Origin of the sequence: Photobacterium satsumensis (assembly GCF_050336935.1) — a bacterium.
In the GTDB taxonomy this organism is placed as follows: domain Bacteria; phylum Pseudomonadota; class Gammaproteobacteria; order Enterobacterales; family Vibrionaceae; genus Photobacterium; species Photobacterium satsumensis.
In genome coordinates this window covers 78821-104981 of sequence record NZ_JAKJSK010000006.1, presented here as the reverse complement: position 1 = coordinate 104981, position 26161 = coordinate 78821, and the positions used below count along the sequence as shown (strand labels likewise).

The 26161-nt window shown below is 45.8% G+C and carries 18 protein-coding genes and 1 pseudogene; 5 read left to right on the top strand and 14 right to left on the bottom strand.

The genetic code is table 11. The features are described from left to right. Positions 1-37 precede the first annotated feature (37 nt). Complete coding sequence (locus tag L4D79_RS00610; protein ID WP_428645954.1) at positions 38-1357, bottom strand: carbohydrate porin; 1320 nt, start codon at positions 1355-1357, stop codon at positions 38-40. A 371-nt stretch (positions 1358-1728) separates the two neighbouring features. On the opposite strand from L4D79_RS00610, the gene glgX reads away from it, so the two are divergent. Beyond that, positions 1729-3678, top strand: a complete 1950-nt coding sequence (gene glgX, locus L4D79_RS00605) for a glycogen debranching protein GlgX (RefSeq protein WP_428645951.1) — start codon at positions 1729-1731, stop codon at positions 3676-3678. Positions 3679-3746: 68 nt separating this feature from the next. Here the strand turns inward: glgX and L4D79_RS00600 are convergent, their stop codons facing one another. Together L4D79_RS00600 and L4D79_RS00595 are read right to left on the bottom strand one after the other, a co-directional pair. Further along, the gene (locus tag L4D79_RS00600; protein ID WP_428645949.1) at positions 3747-4877 is read right to left on the bottom strand and encodes a tyrosine-protein phosphatase; all 1131 of its coding nucleotides are present in this window, start codon (positions 4875-4877) and stop codon (positions 3747-3749) included. Positions 4878-4951: 74 nt separating this feature from the next. After that, positions 4952-6601: a glycoside hydrolase family 13 protein gene (locus tag L4D79_RS00595; protein ID WP_428645946.1), complete on the bottom strand. Its 1650-nt coding sequence runs from the start codon at positions 6599-6601 to the stop codon at positions 4952-4954. Between the two features lie 216 nt (positions 6602-6817). Here L4D79_RS00595 and L4D79_RS00590 point away from each other — a divergent pair, with 216 nt between their 5' ends. After that, complete coding sequence (locus L4D79_RS00590) at positions 6818-7717, top strand: LysR family transcriptional regulator (protein ID WP_428645943.1); 900 nt, start codon at positions 6818-6820, stop codon at positions 7715-7717. 172 nt (positions 7718-7889) lie between these two features. Next, positions 7890-9146 carry a maltoporin gene (locus L4D79_RS00585; protein ID WP_428645940.1) on the top strand — a complete coding sequence of 419 codons (1257 nt, stop codon included), beginning with the start codon at positions 7890-7892 and terminating at the stop codon, positions 9144-9146. Positions 9147-9270: 124 nt separating this feature from the next. On the opposite strand, the gene L4D79_RS00580 is transcribed toward L4D79_RS00585, so the two are convergent. From L4D79_RS00580 to L4D79_RS00535, 10 genes and pseudogenes are all read right to left on the bottom strand, one after another. After that, complete coding sequence (locus L4D79_RS00580; RefSeq protein ID WP_428645938.1) at positions 9271-10416, bottom strand: carbohydrate porin; 1146 nt, start codon at positions 10414-10416, stop codon at positions 9271-9273. 310 nt (positions 10417-10726) lie between these two features. Continuing rightward, entirely contained in the window at positions 10727-11740 is a 1014-nt protein-coding gene (locus tag L4D79_RS00575; protein ID WP_428645935.1) for a LacI family DNA-binding transcriptional regulator, read from the bottom strand. A gap of 108 nt (positions 11741-11848) precedes the next feature. After that, on the bottom strand, positions 11849-12379 hold the full coding sequence (locus L4D79_RS00570) for an MltR family transcriptional regulator (protein ID WP_428645933.1): 531 nt from the start codon (positions 12377-12379) through the stop codon (positions 11849-11851). Positions 12380-12481: 102 nt separating this feature from the next. Further along, positions 12482-13516, bottom strand: a pseudogene (locus tag L4D79_RS00565) (PTS mannitol transporter subunit IICBA); the annotation flags it as partial. A gap of 111 nt (positions 13517-13627) precedes the next feature. After that, complete coding sequence (locus L4D79_RS00560) at positions 13628-13984, bottom strand: hypothetical protein (RefSeq protein ID WP_428645930.1); 357 nt, start codon at positions 13982-13984, stop codon at positions 13628-13630. Between the two features lie 98 nt (positions 13985-14082). After that, entirely contained in the window at positions 14083-15228 is a 1146-nt protein-coding gene (locus L4D79_RS00555) for a mannitol-1-phosphate 5-dehydrogenase (protein WP_428645927.1), read from the bottom strand. A gap of 97 nt (positions 15229-15325) precedes the next feature. Next, positions 15326-17281 carry a PTS mannitol transporter subunit IICBA gene (locus L4D79_RS00550; RefSeq protein WP_428645925.1) on the bottom strand — a complete coding sequence of 652 codons (1956 nt, stop codon included), beginning with the start codon at positions 17279-17281 and terminating at the stop codon, positions 15326-15328. A 525-nt stretch (positions 17282-17806) separates the two neighbouring features. Then, positions 17807-19777, bottom strand: a complete 1971-nt coding sequence (locus L4D79_RS00545; RefSeq protein ID WP_428645923.1) for an MtrB/PioB family decaheme-associated outer membrane protein — start codon at positions 19775-19777, stop codon at positions 17807-17809. Positions 19778-19787: 10 nt separating this feature from the next. Then, a complete protein-coding gene (locus L4D79_RS00540; RefSeq protein WP_428645920.1) occupies positions 19788-20744 on the bottom strand; it encodes a DmsE family decaheme c-type cytochrome in 957 nt (318 codons plus the stop codon). Positions 20745-20799: 55 nt separating this feature from the next. Next, positions 20800-22992 carry an OmcA/MtrC family decaheme c-type cytochrome gene (locus L4D79_RS00535; RefSeq protein WP_428645917.1) on the bottom strand — a complete coding sequence of 731 codons (2193 nt, stop codon included), beginning with the start codon at positions 22990-22992 and terminating at the stop codon, positions 20800-20802. A 736-nt stretch (positions 22993-23728) separates the two neighbouring features. Here L4D79_RS00535 and L4D79_RS00530 point away from each other — a divergent pair. Both L4D79_RS00530 and L4D79_RS00525 read left to right on the top strand, forming a co-directional pair. Continuing rightward, positions 23729-24346, top strand: coding sequence for a c-type cytochrome (locus tag L4D79_RS00530; RefSeq protein ID WP_428645914.1), 618 nt, complete (start codon positions 23729-23731; stop codon positions 24344-24346). Between the two features lie 14 nt (positions 24347-24360). Beyond that, entirely contained in the window at positions 24361-24930 is a 570-nt protein-coding gene (locus L4D79_RS00525) for a NapC/NirT family cytochrome c (protein WP_428645912.1), read from the top strand. Positions 24931-24979: 49 nt separating this feature from the next. Here L4D79_RS00525 and hppD read toward each other — a convergent pair whose 3' ends face one another. Then, a complete protein-coding gene (hppD, locus tag L4D79_RS00520) occupies positions 24980-26056 on the bottom strand; it encodes a 4-hydroxyphenylpyruvate dioxygenase (protein ID WP_428651668.1) in 1077 nt (358 codons plus the stop codon). Positions 26057-26161 lie beyond the last annotated feature (105 nt).

Genomic DNA, 26161 nt, shown 5'->3' with positions numbered 1-26161 from the left:
AAAGGCAGCCCGAGGGCTGCCTTGATAAAAATGTGATTTAGAACCAGATTTCAGCGTGAACACCGAATACAAATTGGTTTTTCTCACCTTCTTCGGTAATGCCGATAGCACCAGCAGCTTTCTCGTCGTCAGTACCAACCCAAGTTACGTATGGTTTGATTTGTGGACGACCAAAGTAGTCAGCATTCACAGTAAATACTGTTGCTGCTTCAAGGGTGTAGAAGTCTGTAGAATCGCTTGAGCGACCCCAGTTATCATCGCCATCAAGTTTTTCGTTTGCGTATGAGCCAGTGAACTCTAGACGGAAGTTATCGTTCACTTTGTAAGTAGGACGAGCAGCGACAATGTAACGCGTTACTTTATCCTGCGCATTTGAGTCAGCCCAACCCATATTTTCTGGCGCCCAGTAGGTAAATTCAGTCCCTAGCTGCCAGTTATTGTTGATGTTTAGAACACCGTAAGACGTGACGAATAGAGACTTAGAGTCTTCCTTCCAATCGCCGCTCCAGCCACCGAAGTTCACACCGCGGTTAGCGCCGATACCTTCACCGTAAGCAATTGCCGTCTGTGTCCAACCATCTAGACCGTAGTAATCACGGTTATAGGTTACCGACACACCGAAGCCATCATCTGCAGAATTAGCTTCAAGTGCTTCGTCAGCGCGTGTCATGAACTTAGCGTCAAAGTCGAAGCTGCCGCCTAGTGCCTGAACACCGTAGTAGTAAAGGTCTAGCGATGAAACAGTTGTACGTTCACCATCTGCAGGACGATCTTCATGACCCGCTTCTGGGTCAGCAGATACCAATGCGATACCTGTTTTGTGGCCTGAGCTCAAGTTAGTTTCAAAACCTGCACCCATACCAGAAGACTGTTTCCAGAATTCACCAGATAGGATACCTGCAGCACGGTTCAGGAAGCGGCGGCCGGCCCAGATCTCGGTGCCATCACCTAGGTAAGGCAGGTTACCCAGAGCAACATAGGCTTCTTTTACTTCAAGCTGAGCAACAGTGTTTGTTTTCTCGGCACCAGAAGATGTGTAGTAAAAAGAGTCGCCGTTACCGTATTCAGTACGAGTGACAAAATCACTGTAAACACCGTTTGCGAACTCTGTATGTTTTTTTAGAACAAATTCAATCTGGTTAGCACTTTTGCCAGATGTACCAGCGGTGCGGTAATCAGGCTTGCCCAGTTCTGAATCAAATGACTGTAGGTCTTCGTTAAAACGGAAGTTCATTGAACCGTAACCATGTACTTCCCAACCATCAGTGATGATATCAGTGGCAGATTCAGCGGCTACATTGTGTGAAGCTAGCGCGGTAAGTAATGCCGCTGCTACAGGTACTAACTTGTGTTTCATAGGAGTGTCCCTTACTTATATTTTTTATCGTGATTGCTATCTAGCAATCTTTTCGGGACTCATATTCAGCCTTGATACAGTTTTCTACATCCTCCCGAAAAGGGAGGAGGAGGGAGGATGAGAGGGGCGTAGGAAATAGGGAGGAGAGGTGTTCCGTGATAAGCCTCACGAAGGTTAGGCGTAAAACTGAAAGAAAATTACAGATCAAGCCATAAAAACACGAAGCCAGTCACTTTTATTAACTGTTATTGAAATTATTGGTAACTCAAATTTATTTAATTTTTTTATAAAAAAAAACTTTCCTTGACTGAAAAAATTTTCCCGCTTAAATAGCACTATAGATATGTAAAATTAGCAAAGAGATGTACAGGATGTTCGCTAAATTAGCTCAACCATTTCCACTAGGGGCTACATTATGTGATCAGGGTTGTAATTTTTCTATTCATTGCCCGGACAACAAAGAGATCCAACTGGTTTTATTTGATTACAACAACAAAAAAACCATTATTGAACTAGAAAATCAACACTTAGATATACATTATGTTTTTGTCGAAGGAATAAAAAAGGGGCAGGTATACGGTTACCAAATAAAAGATAAAAATGAATCTCGCCTAATACTAGACCCTTATGCCCAAGCGCTGAATAAAGTCCCCTATTATATCGAACCATTTACTGCCGATAGAAGTTGGCACTTTACCAAATCGGTTGTTGTCGATCACAGCTTTGATTGGGATGGCACGACTCTGCCTCAAGTGCCATTTGAAGAAACCATCCTTTTTGAAACACACGTAAAAGGCTTTACCAAACAACACCCTCAAATTGAGGAAAAGTATCAAGGTACCTACCTCGGCTTGTGCCAGCCGGAGATGATCAACTTCTTTAAAGAGCAAGGTGTCACGAGTCTTCAATTGCTCCCTGTGACTTCCTGCATGTCAGAACCGCACCTGCTCAAGATGGACAAGCTCAACTACTGGGGATACAACAGCTTATGCTTTATGGCTCCAGAGCCTCGTTATGCGACGACCGATCCGGTTACCGAGATGAAGACCATGGTCAGGGAGCTCCACCGCCATGGCATTGAAGTGATCATGGATATCGTGTTCAACCATACCGCCGAAGGAGGGGAAGGCGGCCCCAAGTTCCACTTCAAATGTCTAGATAAGAACTATTACTTACAGGACTCACACAAGAACTACAAAAACCATACCGGTTGTGGCAACACCTTTGATCTGACTTATCAACCAAGCTTGGCTATCGTACTTGATACCCTGCGCCACTGGGTCACCCATTATCAAATTGATGGATTCCGTTTTGATTTGGCCGCGACACTAGGCCGTCATGGTGATCGCTTTAATACCCAAAGCGCTTTCTTTAAGGCCATCGCACAAGATCCTGTCCTGCAACAGGTTAAGTTAATTGCTGAACCGTGGGATATCGGCCCTGATGGCTACCAGTTGGGCTATTTCCCGCGAGGTTGGAACGAGTGTAACGATAAATTCCGAGACACGGTAAAGAGCTATTGGTTATGCCGTGAAAAAAATGTCAAAGAATTTGCGACCCGGATCATGGGTTCACGAGATTTGTTCAGTGCCGGGAAATGGCCCGACAAGCTGCCGGTCAACTTTGTTTCCTACCACGATGGTTTTACCCTGCAGGATCTGGTGTCATACAACCGTAAGCATAACCACGCCAACGGTGAGAACAACCGCGACGGCCATGGAGACAACCGCTCGAACAACCAAGGCGCTGAAGGGGAAACCACAAACTACGCGGTACTCAGTCGCAGGGAACGCCAAAAGCGTAACCTGATGACGACCCTGCTATTTAGCTTTGGTATTCCCCATATTTTGGCTGTTGACGCCCTGTCCCACACCCAGGGAGGAAATAACAACGCCTATTGCCAGGACAACGAGATCAGCTGGGCAGATTGGACACTGTGCAAGGATAAAACTGAATTCAGCCAGTGGCTGGCTACCATGCTAGAGCGCCGCAAAACCTACATGTCACCGTTTATTCGCGCTTTCAGCGGGCATAACAGGGGCCAACACCGGATACATTGGAACCGCTCGGATGGCCAGCCAATGAATGCTGAAGACTGGCAAGGACTCGAAGCTTTTTCATTATACCTAGGCTTGTTTGATTGCGGCAAAGAGCTGTTATTCCTAATCAATAGCTCCACGATACCCACCCGCTACCGTTTACCGGAAGGCAGTAAATGGCAAGTGATCTGCGATACGTCTGAGGCAACACTTGGCTCCCGTCAAGCACAAACAACATATATGCAAGGCGCTCAATCGCTAACTATTTTGTACCGCGACTAAACCTTCTCGTACCACAAAACACTCCAGCCCGGCCTAAAGGTTTAGGTCGGGCTGCGTTTATAACGCCTTTAAGCGGATAAGTTCGTTTTGGCTTGCTCAACTAACTTTTCAGGTATGTTCAGCTTCATTAGGTATGCTTTCACTTTTTCGTCCCCATCAGAAAAACAGCCCTCGCCAATGGCGGCTTGTAATGCTTGCTCCAACAGCCTAAAGCTTCGGAATTCTCCAATTCCAAGCTGGTTAGTCTGTAAGTAATTTTCTGCGATTTCCTGTTTCGAGGCCCCCATCAACAGCTGAAGAAAAGCACACGTGACACCCGTTCTGTCTGAGCCTAACCGACAATGGACTAAATATGGCCCTGCATGGTTGGCAACGACAGCAATCAAACGCCGGATACCATCTTCAAAACCTAGCTCATCATGATTTAGTGGCTCATTCCTGTCTGACATGAAATACACGGTCTCGTATGCCACTGGTACACTGTGTACACTCCCCCTTTGCCAGCAGGCGTGATAGTAACTTTCGGGCGCAGTTATCATAGACTCGGCAAGTGCCTCTTCACTGTCTGATAAATTAATGACACTGTGGATCTGATGATACTCCGCTAGCGCCATAACAGCCTCTTGCCTGATCGGCTCAATCATCTTTAGCTCTGAATGATCCCCTCTGGAGGGCGTAACGGGATGGTAAGAACGGAAAAGCCAATCTGATTTTAACTCACCACCGGTGACACCACGAAAGTTAGCGAGTTGATAGTCTGAAGAAAAATGTCCTTTTTGGTTTTTTATAATGAAAGATTGCTTAGACGCCTCTGATATCTCTTCTAACTGGCTCTTAGAAGGGGCTTCTAGAAACAATAGGTTGTTAAAGCCTCCATTGCTTTGGTTATTAAAATAGTAACCCTCTTTAAGGTGACCTATTTCAACAGAAGTCTGCGTTTCTTCATTCCAAATAACGTATTCAATATAGCCGGAGTTACCAATTTTATTCACTTCATTAACGCTTTTTGTCAACCGGCAACCGTCTTCCATTTTTTTAAATCGAAAACCTTCATCGAGCTTCCAATTAGTAAACGTCCCTTTTAAGTATAATTTTTCACATGCGATGGGAAGAGTAAATATAACCTGATTACCGTCAATTTTATAATGCATAATTTTCAGCCCGCAATGAATAAATAAACAATAAATAAACGAAAGCAAAAAGGGCTCTATTTCAGCAATGAAATAGAGCCAAGCCTAACAACAATAATGACAATTAACTGCAGTTACGGATATTAACGGTTTTCCGGCAGCAACACGGCAAATGACTCATAAGGTTTCAGTGTCATCGTCGCTGGCAGTGTTTGATGAGGCTCATAGTTCGCAATCACACACTCCACCTGCTGGGCCTGTATATGCTCTGGCAATACCAAGGTGATCTCTTCTGCCGTAAAGTTATTGAGTACAAACAAACGCTGGTTTGCATCAGAGCGGACATAGCCAAAGACTTTATCGTGCTCTTCAAATACTGGCTCAAATTCACCGTATACGATAACAGGCAAGGATTTACGCAGCTCAATCAGCTTCTGGTAGTGGTAGAACACTGAACTCTGATCGTCTAGCGCAGCGTTTACATTCACTTCAGGGAAGTTCGGGTTGGCCTTGATCCATGGCTCGACCGATGAGAAACCACCGTTATCACTGTCGTTCCATTGCATTGGGGTACGCCCGTTATCACGGCTGTTTTCATGTACCGCTGCCAACATCGTCTCTGGTGCGACGCCATTCTCCGTTCGCTCTTTGTAGAAATTCAACGTCTCGATATCGCGGTATTCATCAATGCTGTCGAACGCGACATTGGTCATGCCGATCTCTTCACCTTGATAGATGTAAGGCGTACCTTTCATCATATGTAACGTCGTTGCGAGCATTTTCGCCGACTCGACACGGTACTGCCCATCACAGCCATATTTCGACACAACGCGAGGAAGATCGTGGTTGTTCCAGAACAATGAATTCCAGCCGCCGTCGGCTAATTCAACCTGCCACTTGGTTAACACTTTCTTGAAGGTTGGCAGATCTAGCGGAATCGGCTGCCACTTATCACCGTGCTTCCAGGTCAAGCTAATATGCTCAAACTGGAAGACCATAGAAAACTCTTCACGAGCAGGATCGCTATACAGCTTGGCAATCTCAGGCGTGGCATCCCACGTTTCACCCACTGTCAGCAAATCCTTATCACCGAAGGTCGCTCGGTTCATCTGCTGGATCAACGGGTGAAGGCGTGGGCCATTTCCGGTGATTTTCTTATCAATTTCCTTACCAATAAGATCAATAACGTCGAGGCGGAAACCACCGATCCCCTTATCGATCCACCAATTCATCATCTTATGCACTTCCTCTTGAACCTTCGGGTTTTCCCAGTTCAAGTCAGGCTGGCGCTTAGAGAAAATGTGCAGGAAGTATTCGCCGGTTTGCTCATCGAACTCCCAGCCGCTTCCACCAAATACAGAGCCCATCTCATCCGGTACCCCACCGTCTTCTGCCGGTTGGCGCCAAACATAATAATCGCGATAAGGGTTATCTTTTGATTTACGCGCTTCGATAAACCAAGGGTGTTCATCGGAAGTATGGTTAACCACCAAATCCATAATGATGCGAATATCACGTTTTTTCGCTTCAGCCAACAACTCATCCATATCAGCCATGGTGCCAAACTCGGGGGCGATATCTTGGTAATCGGAAATATCATAACCATTGTCATCCATCGGTGATTTATACACCGGCGACAACCAAAGGACGTTGACACCCAAGGTCTTCAGGTAATCCAACTTGCTGATAATACCCTGAAGATCACCCATACCGTCATTGTTGCTATCGCAAAAACTGCGTGGGTAAATCTGATATACAACGGCATCGTGCCACCATTTAGGCGTAATATTCATGGCAAACCCTCTATAAGAAGTCTTGGTATCGTAATTAGCAATATCTTATGACGCCGCCCTCATTATGGAAAATACATCGCCCCACCAGTGATATAGCTTTTTCCTATATCATAAAGATAATTAACGACTGAGATCACAAGTTCGGACCCTTTCGCTTTGTGATGGATTTCAAAAAATGTGAGACTGCTTGCAAAGATATTTCACTGGTTTTTAACGATGGACAAGCACTACCGCCAGTTTCTCGCCATTGCAGAACATGGCAATATCAGCTCTGCCGCTGAGCAGCTAAACCTGAGCCAGCCAACGCTCACCAACAATATGAAAAAATTAGAAAAAAGCTTGGATGTCACCTTATTCACCCGCCGCTCCAAAGGGGTAGAGCTGACCGAATACGGTAAGCTGTTCCAAGAGCAAGTGCAGGAGTTAAGCCGCCGTCACGATACCATGCTGGATAAACTCGCCGATCTCAAAGCAAGGAAAACAGAAAAGATAAAAATGGGTACCGGAGATGCCTGGTGGGAGATATTTGTAAAATCCGCATTACAAAGCTATTGCAGCCGGCACCCCGGTATTTCAATTCAGCTCGAGTTTGGCAATCACCTCAAGTTAATGGATATGCTGATCCACGGTCATATCGACTTGTTTATCGGCCATGAAATTCACGGATTATCCCGTCGCTGCAACGTACATTTCACCCCAATTTTGCAAGATCAAGAAGCCCTGTTTGTTCATCGCTCCCACCCGTTATTAATCAGCGGCCATGCCGATGATGGCAGTCACTTGTACCCACTGCTGCAAGTCACCCCAGATCAAGACAGTTACCAGCACTTAATTGAAAACCCACACCCCAAACAGCAGGAAAAAGAGCGCAAGAAACAGAGCGAGCGAATTAATTATGAAATCAACTCTCTCAGCGCCAGCCTAGACTTGTTAGCAAGTTCCAAAGCTATAATGCCTTATACCAAAAGCATGGCTGACTATTTCGAGCAATTTGATATCGTCCCACTCCCCTCGACCTCACCACCACAGACAGGCATTGTCGGCATTTATCACCTCAATGAAACGCTTGCAACGCATGTCACTGATATAAAAGATATTTTATTAGCCTCGCACTAAAATACCCGCTTCGATCGTATTAAACATAATGTGAACCGATTCACGGAGTGGGAACATTCCCATTTACCTGAATACACTTCCCTGCCATTATCCCTCGCCAACAAGTGGGAACATTCCCATAAAAATAAATCCAATACGTATTACCAAACCATTTCCATTGAAGGGATGAAAAATGATGAAGATGAACCTTACCGCGCTGGCAATTTCAGCGGCACTATTAGCACCGAGCGTATTTGCCGATGACAGCTTTGTATTCCATGGTTATGCACGCTCAGGGATAGGGATTAGCGGTGATAATGGGCAGAATGTCGAATTCAATAAGCAACAACTTGGCCGTTTGGGTAACGAAGCCGATACCTTTGCAGAATTTGGTCTAGGAAAAGAAATCTACAACGAAGACGGCGCCCGCTTTTTCTTCGACTCCATGCTTGCTGTCGGCAGTGACGGCTCTAACATTTTTGAATCACTCAAAGATGACGAAGAAAACGGCTTTATCGATTTCCGCCAATTGAATGTACAGGCAACTGGCATTTTGAACTTTGCCCCGGAAGCAACACTATGGGCAGGTAAGCGCTATTACCAACGCCATGATATTCACATTACTGATTTTTATTATTGGAATACATCTGGTGCCGGTGCGGGTATCGAAAACCTCAACTTGGGTGATGGCCGCTTCTCGTTTGCGGTGATCCGTAACGATGACAATATGATTGAGGATATCGGTAACCGCGGTGAAGGGCTAAACGTCAATGTTATCGACATGCGATATGCCGGGATCGACCTTTGGAGCAATGCCGATTTAGAGCTGGGCGTTAATTACGCAATTACCAATCCTTCTGATGATGCATCCCAAGAAGCCAAAGACAGTAAAGATGGCGTGATGGCCACAGCCCAGATCACCCAAAACCTAAACAATGGCTTTAACAAAACAGTACTTCAATACGGTACAGAAGGTTATGCCACCGAGCTTGCTACCTTTGGCGCAGGTACCACCTACCATGCCAACACAGAAAGTGGCGGCAGTGCTTACCGTTTGATCAACTGGGGTGTAGTCAACTTAACCGAGAATATTGAGTTAGGCCACCAGCTGCTATGGTCATCCACCATTGACGATATCGAAGCCAACCAGAATGACGACCTGACTTACTTTTCTGCCGTGGTTCGCCCTGTATATAGCTGGGACAAACACCACAAAACCATTTTTGAAGCAGGTTACTTCAACAACCAAGATACCAGTGGCAAGGATCTTTCCGGCCAAAAATTGACGATTGCTCAAGCTTGGAATGCAGGAGAGGATTTCTTTGCCCGTCCAGAAATTCGCCTATACGGTACCTACTTCTCGAATATCGACAGCATCGACGACAACAATGTTGTTTCAACAGTAGATTCCGAGTTCAACGTTGGGGTGCAATTCGAAGCTTGGTGGTAATCGCTTAACCAATAAGATAAAAATCGGGAAGTGAATATCACTTCCCGAGTAAAAGTGGCAACAGAATCGACTGTTGCCAAAAAGGACTGAACAGAACAATAAATATTAGAAAAAGACTCCTAGCTTAGAAGAAGTACTTAAAGCGTACACGCGCACCTTTGTCATCAAGTTCACTGAACATGGCACCATCGTTCAAACGCGTCCCTTCTTCATTCAGGCTAGTGTGGAACGCACCTAGATAAATAGAGAAGTCTTCCACATCCAATACGTTAGCAAACTCATAGGATGCATAGAACGTATCAATTTTCACTTTACCGTCGTAGAAATTAGAGTCTGCATCAAAGTCGTTCACACCATAGATATATCCAAGACCAAACCCTTTCCACAGCACGTTAAGGCCCAAAGAGGTATCTTTCTCATTCAGTGCATCCAGGTAGGCAAAGTTCGCATTCACCGATAGGTCATTGAGTGTGTAGTTGGCCGTTAGACCATAACCAATACGGTCGCTGACATCGTTACCTTCGCTGTCAATAACAGCATCTTTGACAAGGTTAGCTTCCATCGCACCGGCAATACTGAAATCCCCCATCTGATAAGCAATGACTGGGCGAAGAACAATCGCATCTTTGTTCGAGACAACCTCACGACCATGGTAAGTAACACCCTGGTCCTCAGTATTTGTACCAAATAAATCCGCACGCTCACCGATCACACTAGCTAGCTCAACATATAGGTTCTCGAAGTTCTGGCTATACATAAGCTGGCCAGCTGAAGTCGCACGGCCGCGGGCTTCCTTCATCTGATAAATATAACCTGCACCATCACGGTAAAGATCATTGGCTGTATCGCCCGAGTATTCAAGGAAAGTATCTTGGCCTACCGGGAACATGTCGTAAGCTTCAAAACGACCCATTCGTAGATCCCAGCCACCCTGCTCACCGAACGAGAAATATGCATCATCCAGGTTTACTTCACCGTTTGAATCCATCAGTGGCTGGGCTTTGATTGCCAAGTAGTGGCCGCTTTCTGTTTTGCGCTCACCGGCGAATTCAACTAACACACGGCCCGTTTGATTGTAGTTAGAGTCTTTACCACGGTTTAGCTGATCGGCTTTATCGTTATCTTGATAGTTGAAATCAAACTCAACATCACCACCAATAGAGAAGCTGCCTTGCTCGTTATCAATGATGCTGATCCCAGCTGTTGCAGTCAGAGAAGTTGTTACTGCCAAAGCCGCTAGGGACAGTTTGAATAGACCACTACGTTTCATAAAAGTTACTCCGGATAATTGTTATATATGCTAATCATTGTGTTCGCTGCGATTATTGCTAAACTGTTTTAGCAGATCGAGAAAAAGATGCTAAAACCGTTTAGCTTTGTGATCACCAAAACAACTTTGTACTTTTTTGTGATCAGGCTATATGTCGTTAAACACACATGGAAAGGTAATAAAGGTGTGAGTGTAATCAAACTTTTGCAGGGGGTTTTAGAACATCGGTAAGTTTATCGTTTTACCGTTGCTGTATTTCAAAGAAAAAAACAGCCCCTACTAGTTGCTAGCAGGGGAAATAAGACGAGCTTTAGCTTCGCCAGCGGATTGTTGCATCCAAGGCAAAGGTCGTCGGATTGACATTTTGGCTAGTCATCAGCAATTGAATAAGCTGAAAGCTTCTCTTTGCCAGTTCTTCACTATTTTGTGCAATCGAATCGATGTTCAAAGGCAGGCAATCTAGCAAATCATGGTTATCAAACGTCACCAGACGCATTTCTTTAGTTAATAACGCGTCGAGCAACTTGTGCTCATTGAGATAACGCAGCACCCCTTCGAGCAAGGTATAGGAGGCGGTAAATAGTGCCTGGGGCAATCTACCTAGCTCTTGATGCAGTTGCTCCATCAGAATATAACCAGACTCGGTTTGATAATCACGATGGCGAATCCAATGATCATCCAGCACCAAACCCGCCCTATTCAGACCTAATTTGAAGCCGGCTAGACGATGGCGACTCGGAGACAATTCCAACTGACCACCAAAATAATAGAACTCATCAACTGACTTGGCAGTTTTATTGATCAGCTCTGCAGTCACCTTGGCAGCATCAGTGATCACCATAGGCAGTGATGACTGACCGATATGGCGATCGAGTTGAAGTACTGGGATCTGTTTGGTCAGGGTTTGAAAATACTCGTCATCCGTCTGGCTTGACGCAATGATCAGCCCATCAACCTGCCGCTTCACCAATCCCTCGACAGCCTGCTGTTCGATAGTGGGATTATCTTCAGAGCAAGCAATAAATAACTGCAAGTCCGCCTCGCGGCATAAGCGTTCCAGCTCACGGGATATTGAAGCAAAACCAAAGTTTGTCAGATCAGGGATCACCAAGCCGATTGCATCAGAGCGTTTGGCTTGCAGAGATTTAGCATGGACATTCGGCGAGTATTTTTGCTCTTTCGCCACCGCCAAAACCCGTTCCCGAGTCTCATCTTTGATCCGAAAAGTGGATGCCCTGCCATTGAGCACCATACTTGCGGTTGTTTTGGACACCCCTGCCAGTTTGGCAATATCGGCTATCGTTATGCGTTTTCTTTTTTCCACGGCTAACCCGTTTTAGCTACATCTTGCCGTTCATTATGTGTAGAGAGTGCAAAAATGAAAAGCAAAACAGGCGAAAAGTTAGGGCTAGCGTCAGGAAAATGCAAAGAGTTAGAAAGGACTTTCTTTATCAAGTTCGCCACAAATACCGGAAACAGCCAGTGCCATAGCCGATTTTATAACTTGTTCCTGACGGGCAAGCTGCATCTGGTAAAAAGTAATATCGGTATCATCGTCTGGCGGCGCCACGTCCAGTAATACCACCCCCATCGTTTGCACCATATGCAGCTGCTTTATCGCATCTACAATCGCAGGCTCAGTAAAACTGTATTCTTTACCTTCTTTGTTCAAGAAGTCTCGCAGCTTGATGATTGCTTCAATGTCGTGATAAACATTGTCTTCCACCACGCCCAGACCAAACAGCAACTTTAAACGGACGGACAACTCGCCGAGTGGGCCAGACTGGCTCAATAAAGGCTCGACCACAGACTTCACCGCAAAATCGTCTTTGCGGAAAATCCGTTGGATCAAGTTTTCAACCGCCTCATCAAACACCTCAACAGAAGTGATGAAAAAACCTCGTACGGTTGGGGCATCATTGAGACGCTCTAAAATGTCAGACTCTTGGTCACTATGTGCCATAAATTAAGTATCTCTGTAACAAAAGGATAGCACTTAGCTTCCTTAACCTGTTGTTATGAAAGTAATTGTACCATCTTATGACGCCACGTTATGTGTCTTTTCATCCTTTTCATCTTCTGATGGCTCTGTCTTGAGCAAAATTCCCGCAACGATAAAAGAAACCACCGCCGCTGAGACAATAGATAGCACCACACCCAAGAATGAAGATTTTGGCGTCAGCAACAATATGGAAAAAATCGAACCCGGCGAAGCCGGTGAAACCATCCCTGCATCAAAGAATGACAGTACAAATACCCCTGTCATACCGCCAGCAATCGCCGCAAGAATCAACCTTGGTTTCATCAGGATATAAGGAAAATAAATCTCATGAATGCCGCCGAAAAAGTGAATGATTGTAGCGCCACCAGCCGTTTGCTTAGCCATCCCTTTGCCAAAAACCATATAGGCAAGCAGAATGCCGAGCCCTGGCCCCGGATTGGCTTCGATCAGGAAGAACATCGAGTCGCCCATTTCCCTGACCTGCTGGACACCCAATGGTGAAAATATCCCGTGATTTATTGCATTGTTCAAAAACAGGATTTTAGCAGGCTCAACAAAAATAGACGTTAAGGGTAATAAACCCGCATTTATCATGGCGTTTACACCAGCAGCCAGCGCCACCGATACCATTTTTACCGCCGGGCCAATCATAAAAAAGGCAATGATGGCACAAACCATCCCAATAATGCCGGAAGAGAAGTTGTTCACCAACATCTCAAAGCCACTTTTCACCTTCCCTTCAATGGCTTTATCGAACTTATTAATGATCCAACCGCCCATAGGACCAAGGATCATCGCTCCCATGAACATCGGGATATCAGTACCAACAATGGCTCCCATGGTTGTCACGGCCCCCACCACAGCGCCGCGCTCTCCACCAACCAACTTACCACCGGAATATCCGATCAACAGGGGTAGCAAATAAATGATCATTGGCTCGACAAGTTGGGCTACCGTCTCATTCGGCCACCAACCTGTTGGAATAAACAATGCGGTTAAAAAGCCCCACGCGATAAATGCACCAATATTAGGCAGCACCATATTGGTCAGAAAACGCCCGAAGCTATGAATTTTTATTTTTGTTGTTGGTGAAAGCATAAATCATCCCATCATTTTTCTTTCTTTAACCACTATACCCAAGTCGAGCAGAACCACACAATTGCTTATTTCACAGTATTGTTTTCAACCACTTAAATTACAAATTTTCAATTAACATAATGCAAAACCCGCATATGAAGAAGCCCGCTCGCGCCTAGGAAGGCTTAAGCACTGCTTAATAAAATGTTTACCCCGTGCTGATGAATGGAGGGAAAGTTCACTTTCAAATAATTGCATGGTTTCAAAGTCTAAACCTAGCTCTTCGCAGGACACCCTCAACACGCTATTCTCTTTCAGTGTTTCGTCACTCCAACGTACAATGTATATATAGCCACTACCCTCTACAAGGCGGCAATGCTCGATAGTCCCAATCCAGCCTGAAATCTCTTGCCCGAAGTCAGGATCAATCATCCCGTGATTGATACTAACCATATCGTTAATACTGAATTTATTTTTCATCAGGTTCATGACTCTGCCTCACTACCTACATCGAGATTGCACATCTATACAGATAGTCACCACAAGAAAAAAGGAGACGCAATGGCGCCTCCTTGGTTTAGTGTGACTTAAAGCGACAGGAACAGCGCTTCAATTTGTTTGGCCTCGTCACCTTCAGCATCAAGGCCGGTGTATTTCGCCAACGTCTGACGCAGACCGATTTCTTTCAACGACGTTTGCAGCTCGATTGCCTGTGGATCCGTATCGTTGGTGTATTTAAATGCAGCGGCAATACCTTTTAGCAAAGTACTATTATCAACACCGTATTCCATGGTACCCAGCAATGGCTTGATCAGACGGTCATTCGCACCCAGCTTACGGATTGGCTGACGGCCAACCCGGTCGATTTCGTCACGTAGGTATGGGTTAGCAAAACGACCAAGGATCTTCTCAATGTAAGCATTGTGCAGTTCACAATCAAAACCATAACGACGGATCAGCACTTCACCGCTTTCCTGCATGGCTGCTTTCACTTGATCATAAATTTCTTGGTCTTCAATCGCATCACGAATAGTCTCGTGACCCTTCAGGGCACCAAGGTAAGCCGTCACAATGTGGCCAGTGTTTAAGGTAAATAGCTTACGCTCGACAAAGGCCATCAGGTTGTCCGTCGTCTCCATCCCTTCAATTGCAGGAATATCCCCTTTGAACTGCTGCTTGTCGACAATCCACTCGCTGAAGCTTTCTACTGTCACTTCCAATGGATCATCATTTGCCGCTTCCGAAGGTGGCACGATGCGGTCAACCGCTGAATCGACAAAACCAACTAGCTCATCCGCCTTTGCGTGGTAAGTGCTGTTAAGGTGCTTGTATACCTCTTCTTTAAGATGAGTCGTACCGCGCACCATGTTTTCACAAGCAATAATGTTAAGAGCATTGCTATTGCCAGACTCAAAACGATGCGTCAGGCCTGTGGCAATGGTTTTTGCAATGATATCCAATACGTTAGGGCCGACCGCAGTGGTCACCATGTCAGTGTGGATGATTTGGTCAATCACATCCTGGCTAGCAGAATTAACCGCTGTGACATGACTAACAGTATCGATTTTACACTTACTACCTACCACTTTTACTTTGTATGACTGGTCATGGCTAAGTTGATCGACCAATGGCTCATCTACATCTGCGAAGGTGACGGCTACGTTAGCGTCTGCCAGCAATTTACCGATAAAACCACGACCAATGTTACCTGCACCAAAGTGTACTGCTTTCATAATAATTCCTACCTAAAACTTGTTATCTCATAAAGAGATAAGGGGTGAGGCCGGAGGGGGAACACCGGCCTCGGTGTGACTCAATGACTAATGCTGATTAAGCGGCTTTCTCGCCGGCTAGGATTTCTAGCACCTCGTTGACATCACTGGTCGTGGTCAAGCGCTCAATCGCATCTGGATCATCAAGTGCATTGGTGATGGTAGTAATTACCTGAATGTGTTCATCGTTCTTGGCCGCGATACCGATGACCAGTTTCGCTACATCGTCCTCATCCTCTGTAAACTGTACGCCCTCTTGGTATTGGCAAATAATGATACCGGTTTTCATTACCTTGTCTTTAGCTTCGACCGTACCGTGCGGTACCGCGATAGATTCACCAAGGTAGGTCGGAACCAACTTTTCACGCTCGAACATGGCGTCGACATATTCTTCTTGTGCGTAGCCCAGTTTAACAAGCTGCTCACCAGCGTAACGGATAGCATCTTCTTTGTTATTCGCCTTCAGGCCAAGGTGGATATTTTCAGCTTGAATCTGGAACACCGGTGCAGACTGCTCCTCAAAGCTGTCATCGTTGGCTGCAATTGGAGAGGCCTTTACCATCTCACCATCATTAGCCGCATTTGGGCTGCTCGCAGCGACAATGCTTGTGATGAGGTCGTTATACACCTGGCTATCAAGGAAGTTAGTTAGTGAAAGGTGTTGGGCATTAGCAGCATGCTTACGTGCACGCTCTGTCAAATCTTTATGAGTAATCACGATATCCACCTCTTGCGGCAAGCTATTGATAGCACAGTTGGTCACACTGATATTTAGGCCAGCTTCCTGAACTTTCTTACGAAGTAGGCTGGCACCCATCGCACTGGAGCCCATACCGGCATCACAAGCAACGATGATGTTGCGCACATTGGCTAGGTTGAATTCCGACTGAGCAAGTACTGTTGCAGGAGAACCTTTTGACGCATCTTTTGAAGAAGCTTTCAGGCCTTTCATCTTGCTGGTTGCTTCAGCGAGATCGTCACCTTCTTCATCTGTCACTTTCTGGGTTTTCATCAGCAGTGCAGCGACACAGAAAGACACGGATGTTGCAGCGATAACAGAAAGGATTACCCCGACAAATGACGCTTTAGGAGTCATCAGCAAGATTGCGAAAATCGAACCTGGTGAAGCCGGAGATACAATACCTGCATCAAAGATTGTCAGGGTGAACACACCTGCCATACCGCCAGCAATAACCGCAAGGATAAGACGTGGGTTCATCAGAATGTACGGGAAGTAAATTTCGTGGATACCACCGAAGAAGTGAATGATAGATGCACCACCGGCGGTTTGTTTTGCCGTCCCGCGGCCAAACACCATGTATGCCAGCAAGATACCTAGACCAGGACCTGGGTTTGCTTCAATCAGGAAGAAGATAGACTGGCCAACTTCATTCGCTTGCTGGATACCTAGCGGGGAGAAGATACCGTGGTTAATCGCATTGTTGAGGAACAGGATTTTCGCTGGCTCGACAAAAATTGACGTCAGAGGAAGCAGACCTGCGCTCACCAGCATGTTTACCCCACCAGCCAAGGCTGATGATAATACCTTAACGAATGGACCAATCATGTAGAAAGCAAGGATGGCACATAGCATACCAACGATACCGGCAGAGAAGTTGTTTACCAACATCTCAAAGCCACTCTTCACCTTGCCATCAACCCAGCGGTCGAAACGCTTGATTGCCCAGCCGCCTAATGGACCAACCATCATGGCGCCCATGAACATCGGGATATCGGTACCGACAATCACACCGATGGTAGTGATGGCACCCACAACGGCGCCGCGCTCACCACCTACCAATTTACCACCGGTATAACCAATAAGTAGCGGCAACAAGTAAGTGATCATTGGACCAACCAACTTAGCTAGTTCTTCATTCGGAAACCAACCTGTTGGGATGAAAAGTGCAGTAATGAAGCCCCACGCGATGAATGCGCCAATATTAGGCATCACCATGTTTGATAAGAAGCGACCAAAATTTTGTATCTTGATCTTTGCATCTGGTGATATCATATCGATTCCCCGTCTGATGTTCAGTTATAGATTTTGTGTTAGATACGGTTCGCCAAAACCGTCCAATTGCTTAGTACCCAATTAATCTAACACAGAAATTTCAAACCGATCTGATGACGGGTTTTTTGTGAGCCACCTCCCCGAAACATTCCTCAAAACCATTTTCCCTGTGATCTATATTACAAAACCGTAATGAAACTTTGCTACAAATTAATTAGCGGCAAATTGTCAACAAAAAATAAAAGATCAAGATCACAAATACATATCGTGCAACCATTAATCACTTGGTGACATAGATCACATTTATATCAATTTAACTCAACTCCCAAGATCTTCATGGTGATCAAGATCACATACTGTAAGCGAATAATAGCCCGGCATGATATGTCACCCGTTCCATTATTACGTTTTGTAACCCACTTTCAGTTGTAAGCCATTTTTTTCGGCATTGAAACGCAGGCTTATAGCAAAAAAAAGACCGGCATTAGCCAGTCTTTTGTCTTACTTATATGGTTATACTTGCTATCAGTAACGGTATTCCCAGGTTACAAACCCAAAATAACCATCGTATTTCTGATTAACATCCCCCATATTGGCCGTTTCACCATTAAACAAATAGTCATCTTCAGAGAAGTTCTCGTATCGCATATCCACGCGAATGGTCTGATTCTCATCAAGACGATAATCGCCTTTCAGTTCAACACGGTGCCCTTTGGAGCTGTTATTCGGGTAGCGGTAACCGGATCCTGTTGTATCCGTTCTTCCTCTGCCATAGTGGTAACTGTAATCTAGCGCGATATCCAGCTTCTTAGAGAGCAAATTATCACGACTCAGGCCAATGCCAACGGTATTGATGTCATCCTCAATGGAGGTTGAGTAGCGACCCCAATCAGGCGAGTTGCTATTGGCATGCTGCTGCTCAGAACGAATCGACTGCTGGTTATAATAGGCATAACCTGTTGTATCATTCTCCAAGTAGAAGTTAATGCCAAGATCATAACCGTAATCCTGCCCCTCACTCACCCCAACATCAGGTGTTGGGTATTGTTCGTCGGCATACCATGCCTCGGCCGTTAGCTGAACATTATCGGTAACATCATAATTAGCATCACCGCGAAGTTCGATACGATCTCGATCAGCCAGATAATACTGGCGAAGATTCACATCGCTACTGTTGGAGTTATGCCAATCTGAGCCATCCCGAGTTTGATAAGAAAGCTTAGCTCCCGCATTCCAATCAGCATCAGGACGATAACGCGCACTCAGGTACAACGTATGATTTTCTGTCCTTTCCCGATCAGCATATTCACGCTTGTCATAACGGTAGTTATAACCCGCACTCATACGCAATGATCGGCTGAAACGATGATCGACAGCGGTACCAAGCCGACTCTGGGTACGATCATACTCTTTCCGAGTAACCCCAATTAACGCATCCAGATCAGAGCGATCATCACGATCACGATAATCTGCCGTCACTTTCAGACTTGTTTTACGGCTCAAACGGTTGAGATAATTTGCATCGACCTGCCACGTATTCACATGCCCTTTGAACTTGCTCTTTCTGTTATGGACATCAGGAAATGCATCCAGACCACCATCAGATGTCGATTGTGACCACATAACACGACTAGTTAGACTCTGCCGGTCCCACCGGTAATTGCCTGACAATGCAAGCTGATGGAACTCATTATCCGGCTCAAGCGAAAACTGGTTCATGTAAGGATCACCACTCGGCCCGTAATACAAAGCCGTATAGTCATTCCTAAAGATCGAGGTACGGTAGGCGAAATCCACCATCCAGCGTTCTTCCAAATAACTCACGCCAGCACTGGCATTCAATGTCTCATGCTCAATAGGCTTTTGAATATATCCCGGTACACTGCCCACGCCAGGGACTGCTGAGGTATAGAAGGACTTCGTCCCTTCTTTTTTCTCAAATGTCATATCGGCGTGAGGACGCCAAGGGGTATGCGGTGTATATTTCACTCCAAGATCGAGTTTCTTACGAGTCACTGACTTATCGAATGCTTTCAAGTCACCCGATGTCTGAACGTTATTGGTGCCGCTGTAAGTACTCAGGCTTGAGTTATTCCAGTAATACGGTGTTTCACTGTAGCTACCGCGTACCCGAAGTCCATCGTAGTGACCAATCTCACCCTCTAAAAGAAAGCGATCAAACCCAAGATCCTCAACTTTTACCTTTTGATAAAAGCCATCATCATCATGCCGTTCAAGATCAGCATTGAAACTGCCGACCATTCCCTCGCCGGTATCCGCTGGTACCCAATTGTTAAATCGAGTGGAATCACCGTTGTTACTGTAACCAGCACCAAAACCGACCGTTCCTGTCCACTGACCATCACTACTGCACCCGCTGCAACGCCAACGGCTGGTATCAACTTCCCCAGCATTTTGCAGTGCATAGTCTCCCTCCGCTAATGCCGGAAGAGCCAATGCCGCTGTGATAGATAGCCATAATGGAGATAATTTCATGACACTCTCCTTAGTATCTCAATGCGCTTCCACGAGGATGGTTGGAGCCATGAACTTGGTTATGACAGTTCATACAGCTACCGCCCCGAACTCGCAGATCATTCTCTGGAATATCAACATTGGCATGAGGCACTTTGTGACAATCCTGACAAAGCTGAGGAAGGCGCTTGTCCAGCATCCCGCTGTTAATAGAACCATGTGGGTTGTGGCACAACGTACAATCTTCTGTCACCGGTTCATGTTCCCACAAGAATGGCCCACGCTTTTCAGCATGGCAGTCATAGCAGGTTTCATTGATAGACGAGAAGTTAAGGCTGTACTCGTTCACCGTCTGGTGTGGATCGTGGCAGCTTGAGCATTGCATATCACCGTTTAGGATCGGGTGACTGGTGCGCTTGTGTAGATCCGATTTTGTCTTCGAGTGACAGGACGTACAAGTTTCCGCCTGCAGTTTCGGCGTCATCATCGGATCATCTTTCTGGTGAACCTTATGACAGCTCGAACAAGATAGATCTTCAAATGCATGCTCGCTACTGTGCCAAGCCGAACGGCTTGAATCGGTATGACACGACAGACACACACTGTTCTGCTTCTCCGGTGACACCGGCGAATCAGGACCGAAGGTGATCATCGGCTCGCGCATCTGACCCCGACGCGGATTTCGAGGATGGTTTTCTGCTGGCCCATGACAAGCTTCACATTGCCTGTCACTCATCGGTCCATGCTTGTTGGCAGCCATTCCGTGAATGTTGTCAAAAATCCCCGTAGCAGGCTTTTCAGACTGATCGTCATGACAACGCATACAGCCATCAGCCCCCTGGCGGGAATATTTGCCATCACTGAACTTTTGATCCAACACAGCCTCGATCTCTTCACGAGGATCAACATCTGCGGCATGCACCGAAGCAACCATGCCCACCAACGCGAGCATCACCGCTACGAGCCACCGCTGAATTGTTGTATTCATTATAGTTTCCTATTTTCCAACAGTTATCCGGGGGTATGCCCCCGGATAAGCTCACCTAACGGTAGTCATAGATGTTATGAACACGGTCAACACCCGCTTCCTGGCCAACGGCATGACACGATGCACATTGCTCCATTCCGGATGCCTCTTCTGCAGTTTCAGCCGCAAACACCGCACCATGACGCAGCATATGACTAATGGCCTTATCGCCATCTGCAGGGCTGCTCGTATTAACACTGCCCAACGCCGACTCTAAGTGACAGCTACCACAGGTAACCAATGCAGGACTGAAGTATTTCGCTTCACCCTCAACATTGATCACCGAAGGCCGCGCATTCTGTTGATTCGGGAGGTTATACTGCTCTGCGGTGTGGCAAGACTCACAGTTGTTCAGGGCTCCAGGGTAATCGGAACCACCTTCACGTTTCGAACCAAAGGCGTGGAACGAGTGAACATGGTATTTCAGATCACCAGGGATCCCGTCATACCAAGAGGTACGCTCCGCATTGTGACAGCTTGCACATTGGTACAACTCTGTCGCAGCGTGGTTCTCTAGGTGGATGGTGAAGCCTTCGTGACAGCTCGAACACAGCTCTTTTTCAGCACCGATAGTAAACTGGTGGTTGTCGCTAAAGCCACTTTGGTCAAATGAAGCCGTCGTGGTATTCGCCGCAATCAGACCGCGGTTGTTGATGTTTTCAAAATCAGTAAACATCGCACATTCCATCAGCTCACCACTACGGCGATCCGCACACAGTGGCATCTCAGCTACCGAAACGGTCAGGACAGAGTGTGGCTCAGGCTGCTTGTCATCGTCACCGAAGGTTTTGCTACAGCTAAACCAACCATTACCTTCTGCCAGACAAGCATCACTGGCCAAATCAATGGTGTTCGCGGCAGAGAAGTTAAGTGGTGATGAATAGCCGATTTCCGCTCCCTGACCATTATCCCAGTTGATCAGCAAGTAAGCCTTGCCGGTCTTGATAAATGGCGTCAGCTCCGACATCGTTTCGATACCGTTGCCATCAAGCATAACGCGGGCACGTACACGGTAGGTGGACTCAGAGTAGCTTGCTTCTTCGATAGAAACATCGACGAGATCACGGGCTATCGCTAGATTGTCAATACGTCCCAAGTGGACACTTCGGGCACTGCGCGCCGCATCGGAACCATCGTCTTCATACGGTTTGTGGCACCCTGTACATGTTGGCCTATTCCAGTCAGTACCCAACTTACCCGGGTGGGCAGAGCTACCGGCCTGACTACCCTCTGCTGTAGAGTCACGGAACAAGTGGCAGGTTTCACAGGTCTGCTGGCTCGGGTGTTCGAACCAGTTGTTAGCATCCGGTGTTTTCTCAGACACCTCATTGTGACAGGTGGTACAGTTGCGGGCATCCTGAGGAAACGGGCTGCCAACAACCACAGGGTTACCGTCTTCATCAACTACCGGCTCTTTATCGCTACCAACTTGGAAAATATTACCGTGTTTCTGGTGCACAATCGCCGACAGCGGGCGACGGCTAGGTGCTGCACCCGGGTTACTGTCGTTGTGGCAGGCTGCACACACCGCGAAATTGTTATCAATCGCGCGATACCCCGATGAGTGATAGAGAGGTTCACCCATGTGGCAGCTTTCACAATTTTCGTACTCGATAATATTTCTCGATACCGTTTCCACCGCGGCAGATGGGTCAGGCACCCATTCATGGACATGGGTAAAGCCGTAGCCCTGCTCGCCGTAGGCCATCACTATGCGGTGCAGTTTATCGGCATCCCAGGCAATGAAGCCATTGTTGTCAACTGAGTCAGATATATGCGGATCGACCACTTTCAGGATGTCTGGAATGGCGAAAGTGTATGAATATCCATCACCTTTCTCTGTCAGAACCCCATCCGTGACCCTTTCCATGCTAGCTTTACTATTTGAACTGCTGGAATGATGGAAGCTTTTCCAGTAGCTGTTGCCGTCTCGTTCGCCAGCACTGCGCTCAGGCATCGCCTTCATCACCGCAATTCTGAAATCTTTGTTCAAGTCCACCTGGTACGGCTGGCCAAACCCGTCATAGACAGTAAAGTCGACGACCAATTTAGTTTCACCGGTTTCTGCCAGTTCCAGCTTTGGCGTACTGACATTGACCGTGAAGTCACCTTGTATCGGTGGCGGCGTATTTTGATCTTTTTTATCTGTATTACATGCAGCAAGCAAGCTACATAGCAACACAATCCACATTGCTTTTAATATCTTCATCTTTTTTTCCTTGATGAGGACTTATTCTTATTGGACTAAATTGGCACTAATATCTATATCCAGTAGCAATGATTCGACCTCAATAACGACGCACGATGAACTATCCACAACAAGACGCTGATCGAAACTTCGATTCAACAATACGCATATCCACGACCAACAATAAACCACCCAAATAAATAAACAAATACCTATATGCAAAATGTATCATTGATCATCCATACATACCTTGTAGATGAAACATTCTAATATCTAGTCCGAAAAAAGATCTTTTCCTCATTCACCACATTTTTTTAAAATATTAATCAGCACCTATGAACATTTTTATTTTTTAAGTAATCATTCTAATTTTAAACCTCTCTTTACCAGCTTGAAAATTACATGTCAAGCACGCAATAAGTGACTTTCAACCCAAAAGTACACTTTTCACGTGCAACACACTAACTCATTAATAAACAATAAGTTAGCATCAAAACCAGACAAACAACCATTTACAATATATCTTACATATCAATAACTTAGAGCTAACATCGCATTTCATAAATCTGTAAAGTTATTTGTTGATATTAATTCAAAACATATAAAACAAATAAACCATTAGCACAAAACGGCTCGCACAAATATAAAACCGAAAGCAAACTAACCCTTAATGATTATTTACAATTTATCATAACCACACTTTTTCTATTAGAATATAATAATTTTGAAAATAATTGTTGCTGCGGAGTTTGCTTGTATGTCGTCTTGTAAAAAAATAAAAAAAACAGCTGTGTTCATTGCTCTAACTTCAACTTTCATGGCATTTAATGCCAATGCCATCTCTGATGAGTTGCTACAAAGCTGTGAGTCTTGCCACGGTACTGACGGAGTCAGTACACAGACAGATATCCCAACGATTGCTGGTATTCCAGAGTGGAACTTGAGTGATCAGATGTTTCAATACTTAGATGGAAGGCCCGCTAAAACGGTTAACTATGTTCTAGGGGATACAAGCAAAACGGGGGATATGCTAAGTATCGTTGAGTCACTTAGCGAAGATCAAATTGAAGATCTAGCTGCGCATTATGCTGAATTACCTTTTGTCCGCGCACAACAGCCATTCGATGCCGATCTAGCTGCCGCAGGTAAAGTACTTCATGACAAGAGTTGTGCTCGCTGCCACGCAGACGGAGGTAGTGATCCATTTGATGAAGCATCAATTCTTGCAGGACAGAAAAAAGGTTACCTACTGGCCAGTATGATGGAATACAAAAATGGCCAGCGTGATGCTGATAAAAGCATGGTTGATGCTATCAAAGCGATGAGCGATGACGATATCAAAGCCGTGGTCGAATACTACGCTAGCTACCAATAATAGAGAGAATCACCTTGAGTAACCCTCAACAAAAAAAAAGCTTATGGAGTAAGCCAGGCAAAAAATGGTTGCTGGGCATTCCTGTCGGTGGTTTTCTGGCTTTTATCCTAGGTGCCATCGCACTGGGCGGCTTTCATTATGGAATGACATACACCAACAACAATAACTTTTGTTATGGTTGCCATGTCGGTATGGATACTATTGTGGAAGAGTATGAAGCCTCACCACACTTTACCAACACCAAAGGCGTCGTTGCGGCTACCTGCAGTGACTGTCACGTTCCCCAAGAGTTTTTTCCGAAAATGGCACTCAAAATTGGTGCGAGTGTGGATATCATTCACATGATAACGGGAAAGATTAATCTGGATAATTTTGAGTCTGAACACCGCCCTCGGCTAGCCGAGAAGGTGACTCATGAATTCAAGGAAAATGACTCAAAACAGTGCCGCTATTGCCATGACGTAACACAAATGGATTTTGAAAATCAATCACGCAACGCGGCCCGACGTCACCAAACTATGGAGTCACGTGGCCTAACTTGTATTGATTGTCATGCCGGAATTGCCCACAAGCTACCAGAGTAAAAGAACAGCGCCTCTGATTTCTCAATCTAGTAATCAGAGGCGTTATTTATTAACTTTCATCGTCTTGAATCAACACCCCGCGGCGGATTTGATCTAATTCGATAGACTCAAATAGCGCCTGGAAGTTACCTTCGCCAAAACCTTCATTACCCTTGCGCTGAATAATTTCAAAAAATACCGGCCCTATAACCGTATCGGTAAAGATTTGTAGCAATATACCTGTCTCATCACCATCGATCAGGATCTTTAACTCACTGAGTTTAGCAACATCTTCATGATGGCCTGGCACGCGCTTATTGATCCCTTCATAATAGGTATCGGGTGTATTCATGAAGCCCAAACCACCCGCCTTCAACTTTGATACCGTCCCAAATATGTCATCAGTGCTCATGGCTATATGCTGGATCCCTTCTCCATTATATTGATTAAGGTACTCCGCTATTTGCGATTTATCATCACGCGACTCATTGATCGGGATCCGGATTTTGCCACAAGGTGCTGTCATGGCACGGGAAAGCAAACCTGTCATTTTACCTTTGATATCGAAGTGTCTAATTTCCCTAAAATTAGCAATCCGCTCATAAAAGCTCGCCCATAAATCCATGTTTCCCTGTTTCACATTATGGGTAAGGTGATCAATCACGAGCAGTCCAGCATCGCACTCTTGCATGCGGTCTTGATAATCGGGATAAAAATCGAAGTCGATATCGTAGATATTGCTATCACCGTATCGGTCGACCAAATAAATCAAGGACTCACCAATACCGTAGATTGCAGGGATATTGAGCTCCATCGGTCCCGCTTGAGGAGGACAAGCTGTTGCGCCTTTTTCAACGGCATACGCCATTGCTTGAACGGAATCTGCTACCCTAAACGCCATGGCATTCACACTGGCGCCATGTACTCCGGCAAAGCCTGCCGCCTGAGAATGTAACTCTCCGTTGATGATAAAATTGACATCACCTTGGCGGTATAACCAAACCGATTTGTGCTTATGCTTGGCGACTTCAGCAAACCCCATATCGTGAAAGAGTTGTTTGAGGTTTGCGATCCCTTCAGGCGTTGGGGCGGTATATTCCACAAACTCAAAGCCGTCCGTCCCTAGTGGGTTATCAATCATCTTCATCATCCTTTTTTCTGCCATAAATCAACATGGTCGTATGACCTTATCTAAAGAATTAGCAGTTCCGTTATAGGATGAGAAATTCGTGCCGCAAACCATGTTATAAAA

Bases quoted from the DNA above. Each gene is read 5' to 3' on its own strand.
- L4D79_RS00610 (WP_428645954.1), bottom strand. From the start codon at position 1,357: ATGAAACACAAGTTAGTACCTGTAGCAGCGGCATTACTTACCGCGCTA.
- glgX (WP_428645951.1), top strand. From the start codon at position 1,729: ATGTTCGCTAAATTAGCTCAACCATTTCCACTAGGGGCTACATTATGT.
- L4D79_RS00595 (WP_428645946.1), bottom strand. From the start codon at position 6,601: ATGAATATTACGCCTAAATGGTGGCACGATGCCGTTGTATATCAGATT.
- L4D79_RS00590 (WP_428645943.1), top strand. From the start codon at position 6,818: ATGGACAAGCACTACCGCCAGTTTCTCGCCATTGCAGAACATGGCAAT.
- L4D79_RS00585 (WP_428645940.1), top strand. From the start codon at position 7,890: ATGATGAAGATGAACCTTACCGCGCTGGCAATTTCAGCGGCACTATTA.
- L4D79_RS00580 (WP_428645938.1), bottom strand. From the start codon at position 10,416: ATGAAACGTAGTGGTCTATTCAAACTGTCCCTAGCGGCTTTGGCAGTA.
- L4D79_RS00570 (WP_428645933.1), bottom strand. From the start codon at position 12,379: ATGGCACATAGTGACCAAGAGTCTGACATTTTAGAGCGTCTCAATGAT.
- L4D79_RS00560 (WP_428645930.1), bottom strand. From the start codon at position 13,984: ATGAACCTGATGAAAAATAAATTCAGTATTAACGATATGGTTAGTATC.
- L4D79_RS00555 (WP_428645927.1), bottom strand. From the start codon at position 15,228: ATGAAAGCAGTACACTTTGGTGCAGGTAACATTGGTCGTGGTTTTATC.
- L4D79_RS00550 (WP_428645925.1), bottom strand. From the start codon at position 17,281: ATGATATCACCAGATGCAAAGATCAAGATACAAAATTTTGGTCGCTTC.
- L4D79_RS00545 (WP_428645923.1), bottom strand. From the start codon at position 19,777: ATGAAATTATCTCCATTATGGCTATCTATCACAGCGGCATTGGCTCTT.
- L4D79_RS00540 (WP_428645920.1), bottom strand. From the start codon at position 20,744: ATGAATACAACAATTCAGCGGTGGCTCGTAGCGGTGATGCTCGCGTTG.
- L4D79_RS00535 (WP_428645917.1), bottom strand. From the start codon at position 22,992: ATGAAGATATTAAAAGCAATGTGGATTGTGTTGCTATGTAGCTTGCTT.
- L4D79_RS00530 (WP_428645914.1), top strand. From the start codon at position 23,729: ATGTCGTCTTGTAAAAAAATAAAAAAAACAGCTGTGTTCATTGCTCTA.
- hppD (WP_428651668.1), bottom strand. From the start codon at position 26,056: ATGAAGATGATTGATAACCCACTAGGGACGGACGGCTTTGAGTTTGTG.